The 19152-nt window shown below is 69.7% G+C and carries 16 protein-coding genes; 7 read left to right on the top strand and 9 right to left on the bottom strand.

The window, feature by feature from the left end; genetic code table 11:
• The coding region (gene sepH, locus V8688_RS25900) for a septation protein SepH (RefSeq protein ID WP_342801886.1) at positions 1-728 on the bottom strand (728 nt) is incomplete at its 3' end.
• A gap of 314 nt (positions 729-1042) precedes the next feature.
• Complete coding sequence (serC, locus tag V8688_RS25905; protein WP_218716903.1) at positions 1043-2164, bottom strand: phosphoserine transaminase; 1122 nt, start codon at positions 2162-2164, stop codon at positions 1043-1045.
• A gap of 260 nt (positions 2165-2424) precedes the next feature.
• Between serC and V8688_RS25910 the strand changes: the two genes are divergently transcribed.
• On the top strand, positions 2425-3060 hold the full coding sequence (locus tag V8688_RS25910; RefSeq protein WP_316573474.1) for a hypothetical protein: 636 nt from the start codon (positions 2425-2427) through the stop codon (positions 3058-3060).
• A 74-nt stretch (positions 3061-3134) separates the two neighbouring features.
• Here V8688_RS25910 and V8688_RS25915 read toward each other — a convergent pair whose 3' ends face one another.
• Both V8688_RS25915 and V8688_RS25920 read right to left on the bottom strand, forming a co-directional pair.
• On the bottom strand, positions 3135-4007 hold the full coding sequence (locus V8688_RS25915; protein WP_342801887.1) for a polysaccharide deacetylase family protein: 873 nt from the start codon (positions 4005-4007) through the stop codon (positions 3135-3137).
• Between the two features lie 204 nt (positions 4008-4211).
• Positions 4212-5333 (bottom strand): citrate synthase 2, encoded by a 1122-nt coding sequence (locus V8688_RS25920; RefSeq protein WP_218716905.1) that lies wholly within the window; start codon positions 5331-5333, stop codon positions 4212-4214.
• A gap of 128 nt (positions 5334-5461) precedes the next feature.
• Between V8688_RS25920 and pdxH the strand changes: the two genes are divergently transcribed.
• The 4 genes from pdxH (at position 5462) to V8688_RS25940 (ending at position 9486) form a co-directional block, all read left to right on the top strand.
• Entirely contained in the window at positions 5462-6157 is a 696-nt protein-coding gene (gene pdxH, locus V8688_RS25925) for a pyridoxamine 5'-phosphate oxidase (protein ID WP_218716906.1), read from the top strand.
• Positions 6158-6207: 50 nt separating this feature from the next.
• Positions 6208-7509 carry an MFS transporter gene (locus tag V8688_RS25930; protein ID WP_342801888.1) on the top strand — a complete coding sequence of 434 codons (1302 nt, stop codon included), beginning with the start codon at positions 6208-6210 and terminating at the stop codon, positions 7507-7509.
• Between the two features lie 271 nt (positions 7510-7780).
• Entirely contained in the window at positions 7781-9094 is a 1314-nt protein-coding gene (locus tag V8688_RS25935) for a citrate synthase (protein ID WP_218716908.1), read from the top strand.
• A 32-nt stretch (positions 9095-9126) separates the two neighbouring features.
• Positions 9127-9486: an FKBP-type peptidyl-prolyl cis-trans isomerase gene (locus V8688_RS25940; RefSeq protein WP_218716909.1), complete on the top strand. Its 360-nt coding sequence runs from the start codon at positions 9127-9129 to the stop codon at positions 9484-9486.
• 72 nt (positions 9487-9558) lie between these two features.
• Here V8688_RS25940 and V8688_RS25945 read toward each other — a convergent pair whose 3' ends face one another.
• Together V8688_RS25945 and V8688_RS25950 are read right to left on the bottom strand one after the other, a co-directional pair.
• A complete protein-coding gene (locus tag V8688_RS25945; protein WP_342801889.1) occupies positions 9559-10137 on the bottom strand; it encodes a Uma2 family endonuclease in 579 nt (192 codons plus the stop codon).
• An 81-nt stretch (positions 10138-10218) separates the two neighbouring features.
• The gene (locus V8688_RS25950) at positions 10219-11379 is read right to left on the bottom strand and encodes a hypothetical protein (RefSeq protein WP_316573479.1); all 1161 of its coding nucleotides are present in this window, start codon (positions 11377-11379) and stop codon (positions 10219-10221) included.
• Positions 11380-11666: 287 nt separating this feature from the next.
• Between V8688_RS25950 and V8688_RS25955 the strand changes: the two genes are divergently transcribed.
• Positions 11667-12323, top strand: a complete 657-nt coding sequence (locus V8688_RS25955; RefSeq protein ID WP_316573480.1) for a hypothetical protein — start codon at positions 11667-11669, stop codon at positions 12321-12323.
• Positions 12324-12401: 78 nt separating this feature from the next.
• Here V8688_RS25955 and V8688_RS25960 read toward each other — a convergent pair whose 3' ends face one another.
• The 3 genes from V8688_RS25960 to V8688_RS25970 form a co-directional block, all read right to left on the bottom strand.
• Positions 12402-13628 carry a HAMP domain-containing sensor histidine kinase gene (locus tag V8688_RS25960; protein WP_342801890.1) on the bottom strand — a complete coding sequence of 409 codons (1227 nt, stop codon included), beginning with the start codon at positions 13626-13628 and terminating at the stop codon, positions 12402-12404.
• Positions 13629-13765: 137 nt separating this feature from the next.
• On the bottom strand, positions 13766-14470 hold the full coding sequence (locus V8688_RS25965) for a response regulator transcription factor (RefSeq protein ID WP_218716913.1): 705 nt from the start codon (positions 14468-14470) through the stop codon (positions 13766-13768).
• Positions 14471-14511: 41 nt separating this feature from the next.
• Positions 14512-16569, bottom strand: coding sequence for an AMP-binding protein (locus V8688_RS25970; RefSeq protein ID WP_218716914.1), 2058 nt, complete (start codon positions 16567-16569; stop codon positions 14512-14514).
• Positions 16570-16888: 319 nt separating this feature from the next.
• On the opposite strand from V8688_RS25970, the gene V8688_RS25975 reads away from it, so the two are divergent.
• Positions 16889-19152 (top strand): ATP-binding protein (locus V8688_RS25975; RefSeq protein ID WP_342801891.1); only part of this gene is annotated, 2264 nt, incomplete at its 3' end.

The following is a 19152-nucleotide window of genomic DNA, read 5'->3' on the forward strand; positions in this document are numbered from 1 at the left end:
GTCGGCTGGGCGGGCCGGGCCGTCGGCCGCGCGGTCGGGGCGACCTGCTCGCGCGGGCGCGGCTCGACCGGGGTCGGCGGTTCCACGACCGGCGGCGCCTTCTCCACCGGGGTGGGCAGGATGGTGGCCAGCCCACGCAGCGCGCGCCCGAAATCGGGATCGATCAGGTCGTTGGCGGGGTCGTCGAGCGGGGAGACCGAGCCGCCGTGCGCGTCCGGCTGGTAGCGCCAGTGCGCGGCGATCTCGGAGTGACCGTGGCGCCACTGCAATTGGGCGACCCAGAATCCCTTTTCGTCTTTCCAGGCGTCCCATTCGGCCTGTTCGATGGTGTGGCCGCGTTCGGCGAAGGCCGCGGTGACGATCTCGTGCAGCGTTTCCAGCGCGGGACCGTCCGGGCGCACCGGATGCGCTTTCTGCGCCAGTTCCGCGGCGCGGGCACGCTCCAGCAACACCGGGTAGGCGAAACGTTCGACTTTGGTGGCCGGCATCCCGGACTCCGCCGTGACCTGCTCGACGGACGCTCCGGCTCGAATACGGGCCTGGATATCGCGAGGACGCATAGACGCTTCCGTTTCGATCTCGATCTGGCCGAATCGTGCGAGGTCGCCGCGCGCCGCCGCGCGGAGCTTGTCGTCGGCGGGCAACCGGAACTTGGTGCCGGACTCGGTGTCGCTGCACACGATGTGCGTGGAGTCGGGCGTCACCCCGATCACTCGAAGTTCACGCACCGTTACCTCCCTATCGCGTCGGCTACGACACCGCCCACTTTCCTAGACAGTAGTGCACATTACTTGCCCACGGCAGCAGACACGCACGACCGAAATCGCGCACCGAGACCCCAGGTCCCGCTAATCTGATCGGCTCACCACACGAATCCTGGTCGTGTGCAGGCAGTTTGGTGATAGATCAACATCAAATACCGGCCCGCGGCGGTGTGACCGAATGCAAATGTTGCGAACCTGCCCAGGCCCAATGCAAAGGGCCGGTGCGCGATGAACCGGAAAATGGTTCACCGGGCACCGGCCCTGATTGCGGTCTTATCTCAGAGCTGACCGACGACCCAGTCGATCGAGCGGGTCAGCTGCGAAACGTCTTCCGGATCGATCGCCGGGAACATGCCGACGCGGAGCTGGTTACGGCCCAGCTTTCGGTACGGCTCGGTGTCGACGATGCCGTTGGCCCGCAGGATCTTCGCGACCTGGGCGGCGTCGACCGCGTCGTCGAAGTCGATGGTGCCCACGACCTGCGAGCGGTGCGCCGGATCGGTGACGTACGGGGTGGCGAAGGAGCTCGACTCGGCCCACGAGTACAGGCGCGAGGACGAGTCGAGGGTGCGCTTGACGGTCCAGTCCAGGCCGCCGTTGGCGTTCATCCACTCGATCTGGTCGGCGAACAGCAGCAGAGTGGCCAGCGCCGGGGTGTTGTAGGTCTGGTCCTTGGTGGAGTTGTCGATGGCGATCGGCAGCGACAGGAACTCCGGGGTCCAGCGGCCCGAGGCCTTGATCTCCTCGACGCGGGCCAGCGCGGCGGGGCTCATGATCGCGATCCACAGGCCACCGTCGGCGGCGAAGCACTTCTGCGGGGCGAAGTAGTACACGTCGGAGTCGGCGATGTTCACCGGCAGGCCGCCCGCGCCGGAGGTGGCGTCGATGGCGATCAGGGCGTTCTCCGAGCCGGCCGGACGCGAGACCGGGATGGACACACCGGTCGAGGTCTCGTTGTGGGCCCAGCCGATGAGGTCGACCGAGGGGTCCGAGACGGGCTCGGGCGCGCTGCCCGGCTCCGACGAGACGACGATCGGGTCACCGATGAACGGGTTGCCCTTGGCGACCGAGGCGAACTTCGAGGAGAACTCGCCGTTGGTCAGGTGCAGCGAGCGCTCGCGGATCAGGCCGAAGGCGGCGGCGTCCCAGAACGCGGTGGTGCCACCGTTGCCGAGCACCACTTCGTAGCCCTCGGGCAGGGAGAACAGCTCACGCAGGCCGTTGCGCACCCGCGCCACGACGTCCTTGACCGGCTTCTGGCGATGCGAGGTGCCGAACACCGAGGCGCCGACAGTCACCAGGGACTGCAGCTGCTCCGGGCGGACCTTGGACGGGCCGCAGCCGAACCGTCCGTCGGCGGGCTTGAGGTCGGCGGGAATGGTCGGGAACGCACTGGTCATGGGGGCGAGTTTAGTGGTCCGCCGATGGTCCGACGCGCACGGGGGCGGGGCTGTGAGGCGGCCCACTCGGGGGCGCGGGCACGGCGTGGCGGGCACCCGGCGAGCTGGGCGGGTGCCCAGCTCGACCCGGTGGACCGTCGGGCCCGGCAGGTGCCCGGAACGCCCCGACCGCGGGCCCCGCGCGGCCGTCACGTCGACCCGGATCGGCGCGTGCGGGGAATTTGCCCTTGTGCGTAGGGCATTCGCATTACGCTTCTGCTATGAGCCTCGCCGTGGCCGACTCGGGTCGGACCCTGCTCGACCGGTTTGTGTGGGCGTTCGGGAGACGGCCGGGATTGCTGGCCGAGAGCTCCCGGCGAGAACTGCTGATGAGGGGGTTACCCGCCACGGCCACCGTGCTGTCGGTGCGATCCCGGCGCGGGGAGGGCGGATACCGGTTCTCGGTGCGGGTACAGGTGCCCGACGAGCTGGTCTACGACGCGCGGGTGCGGCAGCGGGTGCGTAGCCAGGATCTGGAATGGATGCAGCCCGGCGACGTCGTCGGCTGCCGCGTCGACCCGGGCGATCGGGAACGCGTGGTGTTGTTCGTCCCCGAGGTGCCGCGGTCGGGGCGCAGCGCGGCCGCCAAGATCCTGGCCAACGGGCGCCGCGCGGAGGCGACGGTCCTGGCGGTCGCGCCGATCGCGGCCGACTACACCGGCCGCGACGATCCGGTGCTGCGCCTGGACCTGGAGTTGCGGGCCTGGGACGAGCCGTCGCCGTGGCGGGTGCGGCTGATCCAGCCGGTGCCGCTGGCCGCGGTCGGGCAGATCGAACTCGGCACCCGCCTCGACGCCGCCTTCTTCACCGTCGATCGCGGCGCCTCCGTCGCCATCGACTTCACCAGCCTGACCTGAATGCCCGCGGCCTGGGCCAGCTGAGCGGCGGTCCACCCGGACCGCGTGTCGGCTACCGGTGGACGACGCCGTGACTACAGGTGAACGAAGGTGAACCCGGCCGCGCGCAAGGCCGGAATCGCGACGGCCATCCCGGCTGCCGTGCCCGACTTCGGCCGGTGCATGTGGGCGAGCACGATGCCACCGGGCGTGGCCGCACTCATCGCGCGCTGTACCTGCGCGGCCGAGGCGGTGGCGCCGAAGTCGGCGTTGACGGTGAACCCGAGCGGGGTCTCGCCCAGCTCGGCGACGATGGCGACCGCGACGTCGTCGTAGTGGGCGGTGCCCGCGCGGAAGAATCGCGGCGCCCGTCCGGTCAGCTCGAGCAGGCGTTCGTGATTGGCCCACACCTCGTGCACCGCTTCGTCCGCCGACGCCGTGCCCGCGATGTTGTAGGCGGCCCGCCCGGTCACCGACAGCGGCTTGTGCGCGACGCCGTGACTGGCCAGCTCGAACAGCGGGTTCGCGGCGAGCCGCTGCACGCGACCGGGATCGGCGTCGATCCAGCGCTTGTTGAGGAACAGCGTCGCCGGAATCCGCTCGGCGATCAGCAGATCCAGCAGCGCCTGGTCGACCTCGCTGTTGCCCGGCCCGCCGCACGCGTCGAAGGTGAGCGCCAGCTGCTTGCCACTCGCCGGGAATCCGGTGGTGATGCCGGGCAGATCGACACCCCACGCGTGTGGCCGAGCGCCGGCGTGCCGGGCGGCGACCGCGGCGGGTGAGACGGCGGTCGGCGCGACGACGGTCGAGATCGGCCGCGCGGTCGGCGGCGCGGCCACGGAGTGTCCGGCTGCCACCTCGGGCGCGGCCGAATCACCCTGCGCGGCGGCACAGCCGGTCAGCACACCCGCCGCCAACGCGGCCCCCGCGCCGAAAAGCTCACGCCGGGAAAACCCCTCGTTCCGCACCGCCCACCCTTATCGATCAGGTCGGCTGAACATTACCGCCGCCGAGCGCTCCACCAGCCGGAACAGGCCGTCGACCGGCTGTGTTCCGCGAACACATCCTGTCGGCGCCGGATGTCGTGGAGACGAACGACCGGTAGATCGACAACGACCGGGCGTCGGCGGCCGGGGTGGCCGTCGACGCCCGGTCGGGCGATGCGGGGTGGGTCAGCCGGCGATGGTGGACCAGCCGGCGACCTCTTCGGGGGTGCGGGGGCCGGGGCCGGTGTAGATGGCGGCGGGGCGAACGAGCTTGCCCAGCTGCTTCTGCTCCAGGATGTGCGCGCACCAGCCCGCGGTCCGGCCGCAGGTGAACATGGCGGGCATCATGTGCGCGGGGACCTCGGCGAAGTCCAGGATCACCGCGGCCCAGAACTCGACATTGGTCTCGATGGCCCGATCCGGGCGACGCTCCCGCAGTTCGGCCAGCGCGGCCTGCTCCAGCGCGGCGGCGACCTCGAAGCGCGGGGCGTCGAGACGCTTGGCGGTGGCGCGCAGCACGCGGGCGCGCGGGTCCTCGGCCCGGTAGACGCGGTGGCCGAAGCCCATCAGCTTCTCTTTGCGGTCGAGGATGCCCTTGACCAGCGCGCGGGCGTCGCCGCTCTGCTCGACGGCCTCGATCATCGGGAGCACGCGGGCGGGGGCGCCGCCGTGCAGCGGGCCGGACATGGCGCCGATCGCGCCCGACAGCGACGCCGCCACGTCGGCGCCGGTGGAGGCGATGACGCGGGCGGTGAAGGTGGAGGCGTTCATGCCGTGCTCGGCGGCCGAGACCCAGTAGGCGTCGATCGCCTCGGTGTGGCGCGGGTCCGGGTCACCCTTCCAGCGGGTCATGAACCGCTCGGTGACGGTGGTGCACTCGTCGATCTTGCGCTGCGGAACGGCGGGCTGATAGATGCCGCGGGCGGACTGCGCCACGTAGGACAGCGCCATCACCGAGGCGCGGGCCAGGTTCTCGCGGGCGGTCTCGTCGTCGATGTCGAGCAGCGGCTCGTAGCCCCAGATCGGGGCGAGCATGGCCAGACCGGCCTGCACGTCGACGCGCACGTCACCGGTGTGCACCGGCAGCGGGAAGGGCTCGGCGGGCGGGAGGCCGCGGCCGAACTGGCCGTCGACCAGCAGGGCCCACACATCACCGAAGGTGACGCGGTTGGTGACCAGGTCCTCGATGTCGACGCCGCGATAACGTAGCGCGCCACCATCCTTGTCCGGCTCGGCGATGTCGGTGGTGAAGGCCACCACGCCTTCCAATCCGCTGACGAAATCCTGTGGTACCGAGCTGGTAGTCATGGTGACTCTCCTTGCAGGGGCATGCCGATCTTTCTGAACCATAGCCCTGGGGATACCGGGTAGTAACGTCGCCCCTGGCCAGACCTGGACCCCTTCCCGGCCCGCGTCCCGGCGTACCGTCTGTCCTCATGGTTGACCACGAACCCGCGACCGCGGCCGACCTCGCCGCCATGCGCGTCGACTACGGCGACCCGCTGTCGGTGCCGGAGGAGACCGACCTCGACGAGACCTGGGTGGCCGGCGGCTGGGAACCGTTGCTGCGCCGCTGGATCGAGCAGGCGCGCGGTCTCGGCATCGCCGAATCCAACGCGATGGTGCTGGCGACGGTGTCGCTGTCGGGCCCGGCCCCGCGCCCGGTCGCGCGCACCGTCCTGTGCAAGGGACTCGCGCCCGAGGGCGTCACCTTCTACACGAATTACGACTCGGCCAAGGGCAACCAGCTCGCCGCCGACCCGTACGCCGCGGCGACCTTCGTCTGGCCCGCGCTGGCCCGGCAGGTCCATCTGCGCGGGATCACCGAGCGGGTGCCCGCCGAGGTGACCGAGGCCTACTGGCAGACCCGCCCGCGCGACTCGCGGCTGGGCGCGTGGGCGTCGCGGCAGTCGCGGCCCGCGGCCTCGCGCGCGGAGGTGGATCGGTCGTTGGCCGAGGCCACGGCCCGCTTCGCCGACGTCGACGACATTCCGGTCCCGCCGTTCTGGGGCGGGTACCTGCTGCGGCCCGACGAGGTGGAGTTCTGGCAGGGCAGACGGGGTCGGCTGCACAACCGGATCGTCGTGCGGATCGGCGACGCAGGCACAACCGTGGAACGTTTGCAGCCCTAACGAGCGGTGGGGTATCTCACCGAGCGCATCCGTTCTGCGATCGCCCGGCGATGGCTAATCTGCGGCGAGTGAAGCTGCTCGCCGACACCGAACCCCTGCGTCATCCCGACTATCGCAGGCTTTGGACCACCAACATCGTCACCGTCATCGGTGCGCAGCTCTCGGTGGTCGCGGTTCCGCAGCAGATCTTCCAGATCACCGGCAGCTCGGGGTACGTCGGCTTGGCCGGCCTGTTCGGCCTGGTCCCGCTGGTCGTGTTCGGGCTCTGGGGCGGCGCGCTGGCCGATGTGATGGACCGGCGCACCCTGCTGATCATCACCACGGCGGGCACCGGTGTGACGGCGGTGGCGTTCTGGGCGCAGGCCGCGCTCGGGACGAACAACGTGTGGCTGGTGCTGGGCCTGTTCGCCGCCCAGCAGGCGTTCTTCGCGGTCAACCAGCCCACCCGCAGCGCGGCCATCGCCCGGCTGCTGCCGCCCGAGCAGATCGCCGCGGCCAGCTCGCTGAGCATGACCGTGCAGAACGTCGGCATGATCGCCGGACCGGTGCTGGCGGGTCTGCTCATCCCGGTGCTCGGCCTGTCGACGCTGTATCTGATCGATGCGATCGCGCTGCTCGCGACGGTGTGGGCGGTGTGGAAACTGCCCGCCTTCCCGCCCACCGGCGATCAGCGCCGGGCCGGGCTGCGCGCCGTCATCGACGGTTTCCGCTATCTGACCAAGCAGCGCATCCTGCTCGCGTCGTTCGTCGTCGACATCATCGCCATGGTGTTCGGCATGCCGCGCGCGCTGTTCCCGCAGATCGCGCACGAGACCTTCCACGACCCGGTCGAGGGCGGTGTCGCGCTGGGTCTGCTGTTCGCGGCCATCTCGGCGGGCGCGGTGCTGGGCGGGGTGTTCTCCGGCTGGGTGCCGCGCATCCGCAGGCAGGGCCTGGCGGTGATCGTCTGCATCGTGATCTGGGGCGTGGCGATGATCGGGTTCGGCTTGGCGGTGGGGCTGGCCGGGCACCTGTTCGGGCTGGGGGTGTGGCTGTGGATCGCGGTGGCCTTCCTGGCCCTGGGCGGCGCGGTCGACATGGTCTCGGCGGCGCTGCGCACGGCGATGTTGCTCAACGTCTCCACCGACGAGATGCGCGGCCGTCTGCAGGGCGTGTTCATCGTGGTTGTCGCAGGTGGGCCGCGGATCGGTGATGTTGCCCACGGTTTCGCCGCGGCGAGCCTGGGTACCGCTGTAGCTGCCGCGGGTGGCGGTGTTCTGGTCGTCATCGGGGTGGTGCTCGCCGCACTGGCCTTCCCCGCCTTCGTCCGTTACCGGGTGACCCGCGCGCACGCCGATTCACTGGTCAATTGAGTTGTGCGAGAAGGGATTACATGACCATCGCCGATTCGCCCGCGCAGGGGCCCGCCGCCGTGCGCGGCAGCACCGCGCGAGGTCGGCGAACAGGGGATCGGCGCAGGTCGGCAGCTGTGCGCCGACCTCACCGCCGATCGGCCCCGGTGTGAGAACGGCGCAGGACAACCCTGATTGCTTGTCTCGACCGAACAACAGCTAGCGTTAGCGCAAGTGCACCGCGTGCCGACCGCATCGGTGCCTACGGTTCTAGCCTGAGAGGGATCCTTCCGTGCCCGCTGAGAACATCACCAACGTCGCCGATGACGCCAAGGCGGTACTGCAGTACCCCGGTGGCGAGTTCCCGATTTCGGTCACCAAGGCCGCAGAGGGCAACGACGGACTCGACTTGGGCAAGCTGCTGGCCAGCACCGGCTACGTCACCTACGACCCCGGTTTCATGAACACCGCGTCGACCAAGTCGGCCATCACCTACATCGACGGTGAAGCGGGCATCCTGCGCTACCGCGGCTACCCGATCGACCAGCTGGCCGGCCGCTCGACCTTCATCGAGGTCAGCTACCTGCTCATCTACGGCGAGCTGCCGACCCAGGCCCAGCTCGACGACTTCACCGATCGCATCCGCCGCCACACGCTGCTGCACGAGGATCTGAAGCGGTTCTTCGACGGGTTCCCGCGCAACGCGCACCCGATGCCGGTGCTGTCGTCGGCGGTGAACGCGCTCTCGGCGTACTACCAGGACTCGCTGGACCCGCGCGACCCCGAGCAGGTCGAGCTGTCCACCATCCGCCTGCTGGCCAAGCTGCCCACCATCGCGGCCTACTCGTACAAGAAGTCGGTCGGCCAGCCGTTCCTCTACCCGGACAACTCGCTGAGCCTGGTCGAGAACTTCCTGCGGATGACCTTCGGCTTCCCGGCCGAGCCCTACGAGGTCGACCCCGAGATCGCCGCCGCGCTCGACATGCTGCTGATCCTGCACGCCGACCACGAGCAGAACTGCTCCACCTCGACCGTGCGCCTCGTCGGCTCCTCCGACGCCAACCTGTTCACCTCGGTGTCCGGTGGCATCAACGCGCTGTGGGGCCCGCTGCACGGCGGCGCCAACCAGGCCGTGCTCGAGATGCTCGACGAGATCAAGGCCAACGGCGGCGACGTCAAGGAATTCATCCGCAAGGTCAAGAACAAGGAAGACGGCGTGAAGCTCATGGGCTTCGGGCACCGCGTCTACCGCAACTACGACCCGCGCGCCACCCTGGTCAAGCAGGCCGCCGACAAGATCCTGTCGAAGATCGGCGGCGACGACCAGCTGCTCGACATCGCCAAGCAGCTCGAAGAGGCCGCCCTCACCGACGACTACTTCGTCTCGCGGCGCCTGTACCCGAACGTCGACTTCTACACCGGCGTCATCTACCGGGCGATGGGCTTCCCGACCCGCATGTTCACCGTGCTCTTCGCCATGGGCCGCCTGCCCGGCTGGATCGCCCACTGGCGTGAGATGCACTCCGAGCCGCTCAAGATCGGCCGCCCGCGCCAGATCTACACCGGTTACGGTGAGCGTGACTACCGCGACATCGCTGGCCGTTAGTCCGAACTGAAACTATCGAAGGGGATAGCCGAATGACCAAGCCGGAGATCGAATTCCAGGAGGGCCCCGCGCCCACCGAGCTCGTGATCAAGGACCTCGTCGAGGGCGAAGGCAAGGAAGCGGTGCCCGGCGGCACCGTCGAGGTGCACTACGTCGGCGTCGAGTTCGACAGCGGCGAGCAGTTCGACTCTTCGTGGGACCGTGGCGAGTCCATCACCTTCCCGCTGCGCGGCCTGATCCAGGGCTGGCAGGAAGGTATCCCTGGCATGAAGGTCGGCGGCCGTCGCCAGCTGACCATCCCGCCGGAGCTCGCCTACGGCCCCGCCGGCGCGGGCCACCACCTCTCCGGCAAGACCCTGGTCTTCGTGATCGACCTGCTCAACGCGAACTGACCAGCCGAACAACACACTGAGGCCGGGTTCCCGACAGGAACCCGGCCTCAGTTGTCTGTGTGTGAGGAGTGCTCAGCGGGTGAGGTCGGCCATCGGTATTTCGCCGACGACGACGTGACTGAGCGCGACGATGCCGCGATGGATCTGGTGCAATCGGTATTCCCGGGCATGTGCGTCGAGGCGGAACTCGAGTACCTCCTCGATCCCGAACTTGGTGTCCAGCACGACCACGAGATAGAGGGGTATCCCGACCCGCGCGTACTGGGCCTTCTTGTCCAGCAGGTCCTCGGCGGCGGTCGACGGCGACGACACCTCGACCACGATCAACGCGTCGGCGGCTTCGGGTTTCGCTCCCGGCCTGTCCAGGCAGCGGTAGATCACCACGTCAGGGCGGCGAAAGGTGAACTTCGGGACGCGCCACAGCACCACGTCGATGTCGGTGTCGACCCGGATGCACGGTTCGGTACTGGGCAGCCGCTCCATAGCGTCGGCCAGGCGCCGAGCGATGCGATGGTGTTCCGGAGTAGGCGATTCACACACGATGACATGCCCGTGGACCACTTCGATCTCACGCGCCGCGGCTTCCGGCAGCCGGAGGTACTCCTCTTCGGTCATCAGATGAGGGAGCGAATCCGTCGGCTGGATCGTCATGCCGGTGAGCATACCGCCAGGCCGCGAGCGGACTTGTGGTCTGGAAGAAGGCCGATGCCGACGACGCGGGTCGCGATGTCGCTACTCCCGGACGACCTCGACCGGGTCGGTGAGGGCGAGGGCGAGGGCGGAGTTCTGGGTGGTGCTGCGGGCGGGGAGGGCCTCGATGGCCTTGCCGGTCTGGGTGTTGAGGTTGCCGACGATGTTCTGCAGGGCGCCGACGCCGGTGGTCATCTGTTCGATCGCGGAGGTGATCTGGGCGCCGCCCTGTTCGGCGAGAGTGGGCAGGCCCTTGGCGAGTTCGGCGCCCTGGGTGAGCTGGGTGCGGGCGCTGTCGAGCCGGGTGACAACGGTGCGCAGCAGGGTGCCGAGGTCGGTGTTCGGGTCGACGGCGGCGCCGGTCAGGTCGGCCAGGCCGGTCAGCTGGGCGCCCGCCTGACTCGAGATGCCGCGCAGCGCTTCGAGCTTGGTGATGATGTCGGCCAGCTGGGGATCGGTGGCGAACGGCAGGGCGCGCAGCAGCGGCAGGACCTGGTCCAGGCCGGTGCTCAGCGCGGTGGCGCTACGCTCCACGCCGGCGATGGTGACGCCGGTGGCGCCGAGCGCGTCGGCCAGCTGGTTCGCCTGCTTGGTCGCGCCGTCCACGGTCTGGTTCAGCAGCTCGATGGCCGAGGTGAGTTCTCCCGCGCCCTGTTTCGCGAAGTCGAGGAACCCGAGCATCTCGCTGGCGCCGCCGCTGAACTGGGCGGCGCCGTCGGCGGCCGCGGTGACGCCGGCGTTGAGCAGCTGCGCGGTGAACTGCACCGAGGTCATCTGATTGCGGGCCTGGGAGACCGCGGCCAGCGCGGCGTCGACGCCGGAGGCGCCGATCCGGTGGGTCACGGCGGCGACGGCGCCGTTGACGACGTTCTCGTCCGCGCCGTCGTGGGCGGTGACGGTGACCTTGGCGCGCTTGGGTTCCGGCGTGGCCAGCGTCGCCATCGACGCGGTGAGATCGGCGGGCAGGGTGATCACCGCGGCGTAGTCGGCCGCGTCGAGCTCACCCGGCTTGGCCACCGTCCACTCGTAGCCGCCGGCGTCCTGGACCGCCTTGGCCACGCGCTCCCCGGTCGGCCCGGTATCGGCGTTGACGAGCGCGAACCCCGTGGGGGAGTCGGCGGTGCCCGCGCACGCGGCGATACCACCACCCGCCAGCGCGACAGCAGCGACGAGACAGACCATCCTGGTGCGTTTTCCGATCACGCCGCCGACGGTATCGAGCGAGTTCGCGCCGGGTCGTGGGAGATGTCTGAGAGTTCGGTGAGGATGGCACGACGGGGATAGCTGACGGTGTGCCGGAACCTGTTCTCGGGCGGGCGATTCCCGCTCATCGGGACGCCAAACGATGTCGTGATATGGCGTGCATCACAGTGCCTTCCATTGTTTCTCCGGGTCCGATACAAATCTCGAGTCAATCGAGATCGAGATTTCATCGATTCGTCCGGGGGGTTCGGGGATTCGCCGGGGGCATCGGGAGGGAGACATCGAACATGTTCCACCGCACCATCACCCGGGCGGGCCGTCGCGCATTCGTGGCCGCGCTGCCGCTGGCCGTCGCCACGTCGCTGGTCACCGCGGGTGTCGCGGCCGCTGACGTCGACACCGAGCGTCAGGCGCAGATCGCCACCGGCCTGGCCAGCGCCGGTGCCGCCGACGGCGTGGACTTCCGCACCACCGTCTCGCCGGACCTGCGCACCATCTCCGCGAGCGTCGACAACGGCCGCTTCGTGATCACCCCCGACGCCGTCACCGTGGTCTCGGCCACCGGTGTCACCGTCGGCGAGGTCCCGCTCAAGTTCAACACCGTCGACGGCAACGCCATCGCGATCGCCTCGGTGGTCTCCGCCGACGGCAAGACCGTGCAGATGGCGCCGCAGCTGTCCGGCGACACCAGCACCGAGCTGAAGGACATCGCCACCAACCCCGAGGCCGGCAACCACGACCCGGTCCAGAACGGTGCGGCCGCAGGCGCCACCATCGGCGCGCTGGCCGCCGCGATCATGTGCGTGCCCGCACTGGCCGCGTTCATCATCGGCTACGTCTTCTGCGCCATCCCGTCGGTGATCTCGACCGCGCTGACCGGTGCCGTGATCGGTGCCGTCATCGGCCTGGTGATCCCGGAGTCGGTGCCGCAGGTGCTGCCCTGATCCCTCGACGAGGCTGATCAATAGCTCCGTGATAGCCCTGTCGTCGCGCCTTGTCGCGGCGGCGGGGCTATCGCGCGTCTAGGGCGTGTCCCGGGCCGGCAGTTCGATGACCAGCCGAGCCCCGCCGAATGCGCTGTCCTCGAAATAGGCCCGCCCGCCGTGCAATTGGGCCTGCTGGGCCACCAGCGCCAGGCCGAGGCCGGACCCGCCCTTGCTGGCATTGGTCCCGCGGGCGAAGCGGGCGAAGACGGCGTCGCGCTCGGCGACCGGCACGCCGGTGCCGTTGTCGTCGACGGCGATGACGATGCGACCGCCGGGCGCGCGATGCGCCGAGACGACGGCATGGGTGGCGCCACCGTGCTTGACCGAGTTGGTCAGCGCGTTGTCGATCGCGAGCCGCAGACCGGCGGGCAGTCCACGGGTGACGAGCTCGGCGTCGGTGTCGATGCGGACCGAGAGGCCGGGGTTGTGGCGCATGGCGTCGTGGGCGGCCTGGTCGCACAGATCGGCCACATCGGTGGGGATGTGGTCGGCCTCGGCGGTGAGGTCGCCGCGGGCCAGGCGTTCCAGCGCGGTGAGCGTGGTCTCGATCCTGGTCTCGTTGCGGGCGAGGTCGTCGAGGATCTCGCGGCGCTGCTCGTCGGTGAGGTCGAGGGTGCGCAGGACCTCGAGGTCGGTGCGGATCGCGGTCAGCGGGGTGCGCAGCTCGTGGGCGGACACGGCGGCGAAATCGCGGGCCGTCTCCAGCGCGGCGGCGGTCTCGGCCTGCGCTTCGTCGACGCGGGCCAGCATGGTGTTCACCGCGTCGGCCAGTTTGACCGCCTCGTCGACACCGGACCCGTCGACCGGCTGGGCGGAGTGGTCGGGGTCGCCGAAGGAACTGCGCGCGGAGACCTGCTTGGTCAGCTTCACGATCGGCCCCACGGCGCGACCGGCCAGCAGCCAGCCCAGCGCCGCGGCCGCCGCCACCGCGATCGCGGCGCCCAGCAGCACCCAGCGTTGCTGGTCCGCGGTGGCCTTGGCGGCCTCGGTGGTCGGGATGGCCAGGGAGACGGTGCGTCCCGCCGGCTGGTTCTCGGTGGTGGTGAGCACCCGGTACGGCTGGTCGTTGACCTCGACGGTCTGCGAGCCCGGCGGCAGATCGGGCAGCTGGGTGGAGCTGGACGCGGTGACCTGGCCGTTGTCGCGCACGGTGAGCGCCATGGTGGTCTGCAGACCGGTCAGGTTGACGAAGCCGGTGGCCAGCACCGGCTCGATCAGCACGATCCGCGAGGCGATCTCGAGCTGCTGGTCGGTTTGGGTCACATTGTTGCGTTCGATCGCCTGGAAACCCACGAATGCGGCGATCGAGACGATGATGACGGCACCCGCCGCGGCCGCGCCCGCGACCCGAGTTCGGAGCGAAAACGATTGTCTCCGACGGCGTTTCGGCGGGGCCTCGATCATTTCGGTTCCCGGAGCACGAACCCTACGCCGCGAATCGTGTGCAAAATCCTTGGCGTGTCATCTATTTCGAGTTTGCGTCGCAAGTATCCGACGAACACGTCGACGACATTCGTATCGGCTATGAAATCGTAACCCCACACCAATTCCAGCAGCCGTTCACGCGTCAACACCACGCCCGCATTCCGGGCCAGCGTCGACAACAATTCGAATTCTCGTTTGGTGAGCTCGATTTCCTTGCCGTGCAGCAGCGCCCGGTATCCGGCCACGTCGATCTGGAGCGGGCCGACGCTGATCGCGCCGGGCGCGACCGGCTCCGGGGCATCGGTGCGGCGGCGCAGCAGGGCCCGGATCCGGGCCACCAGCTCGGCCAGTTCGAACGGTTTCACCAGGTAGTCGTCGGCCCCGGACTCCAGGCCCGCGATCCGGTCGTCGACCGAGGCGCGGGCGCTGAGCACGCAGACCGGCACGTCGTTGCCCATCGCCCGCAACGCCGTCACCACGCCCGCGCCGTCGAGCACCGGCATGTTCATGTCGAGCACCACCGCGTCGGGCGCGTGCTCGGAGACGGCGCGCAGAGCGGCGGCGCCGTCGCGCGCGACCAGCACCTGGAACCCGGACAGCCGCAGGCCGCGTTCGACCGAGGCGAGGACGTCCTCGTCGTCGTCGACGACCAGGACAGTGGAGGCAGCACGATCGGTCACGCCGCAATCCTAGGGGCGGCGGCCACCACCGGGCCCGATGGTCAGGCCGTCGGGGCCACCGGGTCGCCGTCGAGGTCGGGGGTGGGCGTGTCCTGCGCGGCCGGGGGCGGATTGCCCAGCGGCGGATTCGCCAGGATGCGGTCGGCCAGCGCGGTGAGCACGGCCGGGTCCTCGATGGTGGCCGGGGTCTCCACCTGTTCCCCGGCGGTGAGCTGGCGGATCGTCTTGCGCAGGATCTTGCCCGAACGGGTCTTGGGCAGGCCCGAGACGATGATCGCGCTGTGCAGGGTGGCGATGGCGCCGATCTGCTCGCGCACCCGCTCGGCGAGCTCGGTCCGCAACTGCTCCGGATCGACCTCCACACCCTGCTTGAGCACCACGTAGGCCAGCGGCAGGTGGCCCTTGAGCTCGTCGGGCACGCCGATCACGGCGCATTCGGCGATCGCGTCGTGCCCGGCGATGGCGGCCTCGATGCTGCCCGCCGAGAGACGGTGCCCGGCCATGTTGATCACGTCGTCGCTGCGGCCGAGGACGTAGAGGTAGCCGTCCTCGTCGAAGTAACCGGAATCGCCGGTCAGATAGTGGCCGGGGAAGGCTGACAGATACGAGCGGATGAACCGCTCGCGGTCGCGCCACAGCCCGGTCAGCGCGCCGGGCGGCAGCGGCAGCCCGATGACGATGTTGCCCTCGACGCCGGTCGGCACCGGATTGCCGTTCGCGTCGAGCACCCGCAGCCGGTAGCCGGGCACCGGCACGCACGACGAACCGGGTTTGACCGGCAGTTCCTGCAGGCCGAGCGGGTCGGCGCAGATCGGCCAGCCGGTCTCGGTCTGCCACCAGTGATCGACCACCGGGGTGTCGGGGTGATCGGCGAGCAGGGTGCCGGAGGCCCATTCGAAGGTGGCCGGGTCCAGCCGCTCGCCCGCGCAGAACAGCGCGCGCAGCCGGGACAAGTCGTGGCGGTGGGCGGCGGCGGCCTCGGGATCGGCCCGCCGGATCGCGCGCAACGCGGTCGGCGCGGTGAACAGCACCCGCACGTCGTGTTCGTCGATGATCCGCCAGAAGACCCCCGCGTCGGGGGTGCCGACCGGTTTGCCCTCGTAGAGCACGGTCGTCGCGCCGACCAGCAGCGGCGCGTAGACGATATAGGAGTGGCCGACGACCCAGCCCACATCGGAGGCCGCCCAGAACACCTGACCTGGGCCGACGTCGTAGATATTGCGCATCGACCAGGCCAGCGCGACCGCGTGCCCGCCGTTGTCGCGGACCACGCCCTTGGGTTTGCCGGTGGTTCCCGAGGTGTAGAGGATGTAGAGCGGATCGGTCGCGGCGACCGAGACCGGCTCGGCCGGGGTGACGTCGGCGACGGTGGCGGCCCAGTCGACCCAGCGGGCCGCGACGGTCTGCTCCGAGGACGGCAGCACGTCGGTGGCGGGCAGCGCTGCCGGGAACTCGATGGTCGGGAATTCCGGGCGCTGCTTGACGATCACCGTGCGCACCGACGCCGTCTGCGCCAGATCCAGCGCCTGCAGCACGATCGGCGGGTAGTCGATGCGGCGGTGGGGCTCCATGCCGCCCGAGGCGGTGACCACCAGGACCGGTTCGGCGTCGTCGATGCGGGCGGCCAGTTCGGGCGCGGCGAAGCCGCCGAACACCACCGAGTGCACCGCGCCGATGCGGGCGCAGGCCAGCATCGCGATCACGGCCTCGGGGATCATCGGCAGGTAGATCACCACCCGGTCACCGGCCACGACGCCGAGATCACGCATGGCTCCGGCGAATCGGGCGACCTCGTCGAGCAGCTCGGCGTAGGTGTAGACGGTGGTGGTGTCCGTCATAGCGGAGACATATATGAGGGCGGCCTGATCGGCGTGCCCGCCCTCGGCGACGGTGCCCGCTCGCACGTGCCGGTCCAGCGCGTTGACGCAGGTGTTGAGCCGGGCGTCGGGGAACCAGCGGGCCGCGCGCTTGTCGGCGGCGTCGACGATCTGCTGCGGCGCCACGTCCCACTCGATGGCCTGAGCTGCGGCGGACCAGAAGTCGGCTGGGTCGACCAGACTGGTCTGATAGACCGGTCGGTACTCGTGTTCCACGTCCAAGCCCGTGACTCCCTAGCCTCGCTTCGATGCCCGCTCGATAGATCCTGATGATTGTGGCAGACTTCACGCGACACCCGAGGGGGTGCCGCGACCTTTGGTTTTGCCTGGAACGGGCAGGTCATCGCGCGGACCTCTACCGGGAGTCAGCCAAGAAGTTATTGATCCGTTAGAATCTGATGTCACTTATTCGGGCAGTCGTAGACGCAATTTCTCGGCCAGCCGCAGTTCTCGGCCAGTCAACTCTGGTGAGCCGCCATCGCGCCTGTGGAGGTTCGCTGATGGCGCAAGGTACGAGGCCAGTTTGGAAAGTGAGTGGGAGATGCGTGACGCCGCTAGGTCCGGCAGCAAGCGCTGGGCGCTCGGCAACTGGGACCTGCGTTGGAAGGTTACGGCCGTGCTGGCCGTGCCGCTCGCGGTCGCGGTCGGGCTCGGCGTGTCGAGAATTACCTCGGAGTTCTCGGAGGCCAACCGGCTGTCGAGCATCAATGAGCAGGTCGACTCGATTCCGTCGGTCACCGCGCTGAGTGCTACCTCGGCGCGGGTCACCGGTAGTCAGATGGTTCCCGCGGGGCCGGGGGTCACCCTGGTCACCGACAAGGACCTCGCCGATCTCGATGCGGCCATCGCCGCCGCCGAGTCCTCACTGGGCCGGTTGACCGATCTGCCGCGGGCGCACGAGGCGCTGCAGCGGATGATCTCGCAGGCCAAGAACGTGCGCGGCCAGGGCAAGGCGCTGACCTCGTCGGCCGAGCCCGCGCTGGCCTCGGTCGAGCAGATGCGTAAAGACAGCGTCGACATCGTCGAGACCACCATCGCCCAGGTCAGCGATCCGGTCATGGACCAGGCCAAGCTGCGCCTCGTCGACTCGCTCAACACCCGTTCCGTGCTCGTCGACCAGCTGGCAGGCATCTCCGAGATGCTGCGCGGTCTGCCGCAGGGTTCGCAGGACTTCATCACCGGTGTCGCCACCGAGCGGCACCTGCTCGACGTGCTGGCCAACCGCTTCCCCGACGGCGATCGGGTGATCGCGGACCTCAAGGCGCAGGCCGACGTCCGGCAGAACCTGGTCAGCAGCCCCGAGGTCGCGGCGGGCAAACTGCCCATCGGCGACATGCGTACGTCGCTCGTCACCAGCCTCGTCGGCTACGAGGGCGTCGTCGACCAGGCCACCAAGGCCATCGAGTCGTCCATGGACGAACTCACCACCACCGCCGCCACCGGCGCCTGGTCCTACACCGGCGTCGTCATCGCGACGATCCTCGCCGCGCTGTTGCTGGCCGTGTTCGTCGCCCGCTCGATGATCGTGCCGCTGCACCGCCTGCGTCTGGCCGCGCTGCGCGTCGCCGAGTCCGATCTGCCGCACGAGGTCGCCCAGCTGCGTAACGGCGCCGCCCCCGAGGACGTGCCGCTCGAGCCGATGCCGGTGCGCTCCGACGAGGAGATCGGCCAGCTGGCCCGCGCCGTCGACGACATCCACGGTCAGGCGCTGCGCCTGGCGAGTGATCAGGCGCAGATGCGTTCGCAGGTCAACGACATGTTCGAGACTCTGGCCCGGCGCTCCAAGTCGCTCGTCGACCATCAGCTCACCCTCATCGAGGCGATGGAGTACGACGAGAAGGACCCGCGCCTGCTCGAGAACCTCTTCCGGCTCGACCACCTCGCGGCGCGCATGCGCCGTAACGGTGACAACCTGCTCATCCTCGCGGGTACCAAGCAGCGCCGGACCAAGTCGGCCCCGGTCGAGATCGCCGACGTGCTGCGTGCCGCGATCTCCGAGGTCGAGGACTACGAACGGGTCAAGCTCGGCGCGACCCCGCGTGGCTCGCTGGTCGAACCGGCCGCCTCCGACATGGCGCACCTGTTCGCCGAGCTGCTCGACAACGCGCTGCGGGCCTCCCCGCCGGAGACCGACGTCAAGTTCACCTTCGCCCAGGCCCATGATCAGGGTCTGCTGATCGAGGTCGCCGACCGCGGTATCGGTATGCCGCCGCAGGAGATGTCGGAGATCAACCGCAGGCTCGAGCAGACCGCCGAGCCCGGTCCCGACACCGCCCGCCACATGGGTCTGTTCGTAGTCGGCCGGCTCGCCGAGCGGCACGGTCTGACCGTGCGCCTGCGTCCGACCTTCGACACCGCGCGCGATCCGGGCGTCACCGTCACCGTGCACGTGCCGGTCGGCCTGATCGTCTCCGGCGCCGGCGGCCCGGTGGTGCCGCCGCAGCAGCTGCAGCAGCAGGCGCCGCCGCAGCAGCAGCGCCCGAACCCGCAGAACCAGCAGAGCACGATGCAGACCCGCGCGATCACCCGGACCCCGGGCGGCAACGTGATGGTCACCGTCGATCCCGGTGTCAGCAGCGGGCCGATCCCGGCCGGTCAGGGTGGGCTGCCGCAGCGGCAGCCCGGGAACTCGATGGCCCAGGGCCTGCAGCAGGACGCCGCCGAGCAGTCCTCGCCGACCCTGCGTCCGCCGGCGCCCGGTCAGGGCAACGTGCCGCAGCGCGGCAAGCTGGCCGCGGCCAATCTGCCCAAGCGCAACCTCGCGGCCGGTGGGCCGGGCGGACCCGGTGGACCGCAGCGTCCGCA

The sequence above is a fragment of the Nocardia sp. No.11 genome (genome assembly GCF_038752175.1).
Classification (GTDB): Bacteria; Actinomycetota; Actinomycetes; order Mycobacteriales; family Mycobacteriaceae; genus Nocardia; species Nocardia canadensis.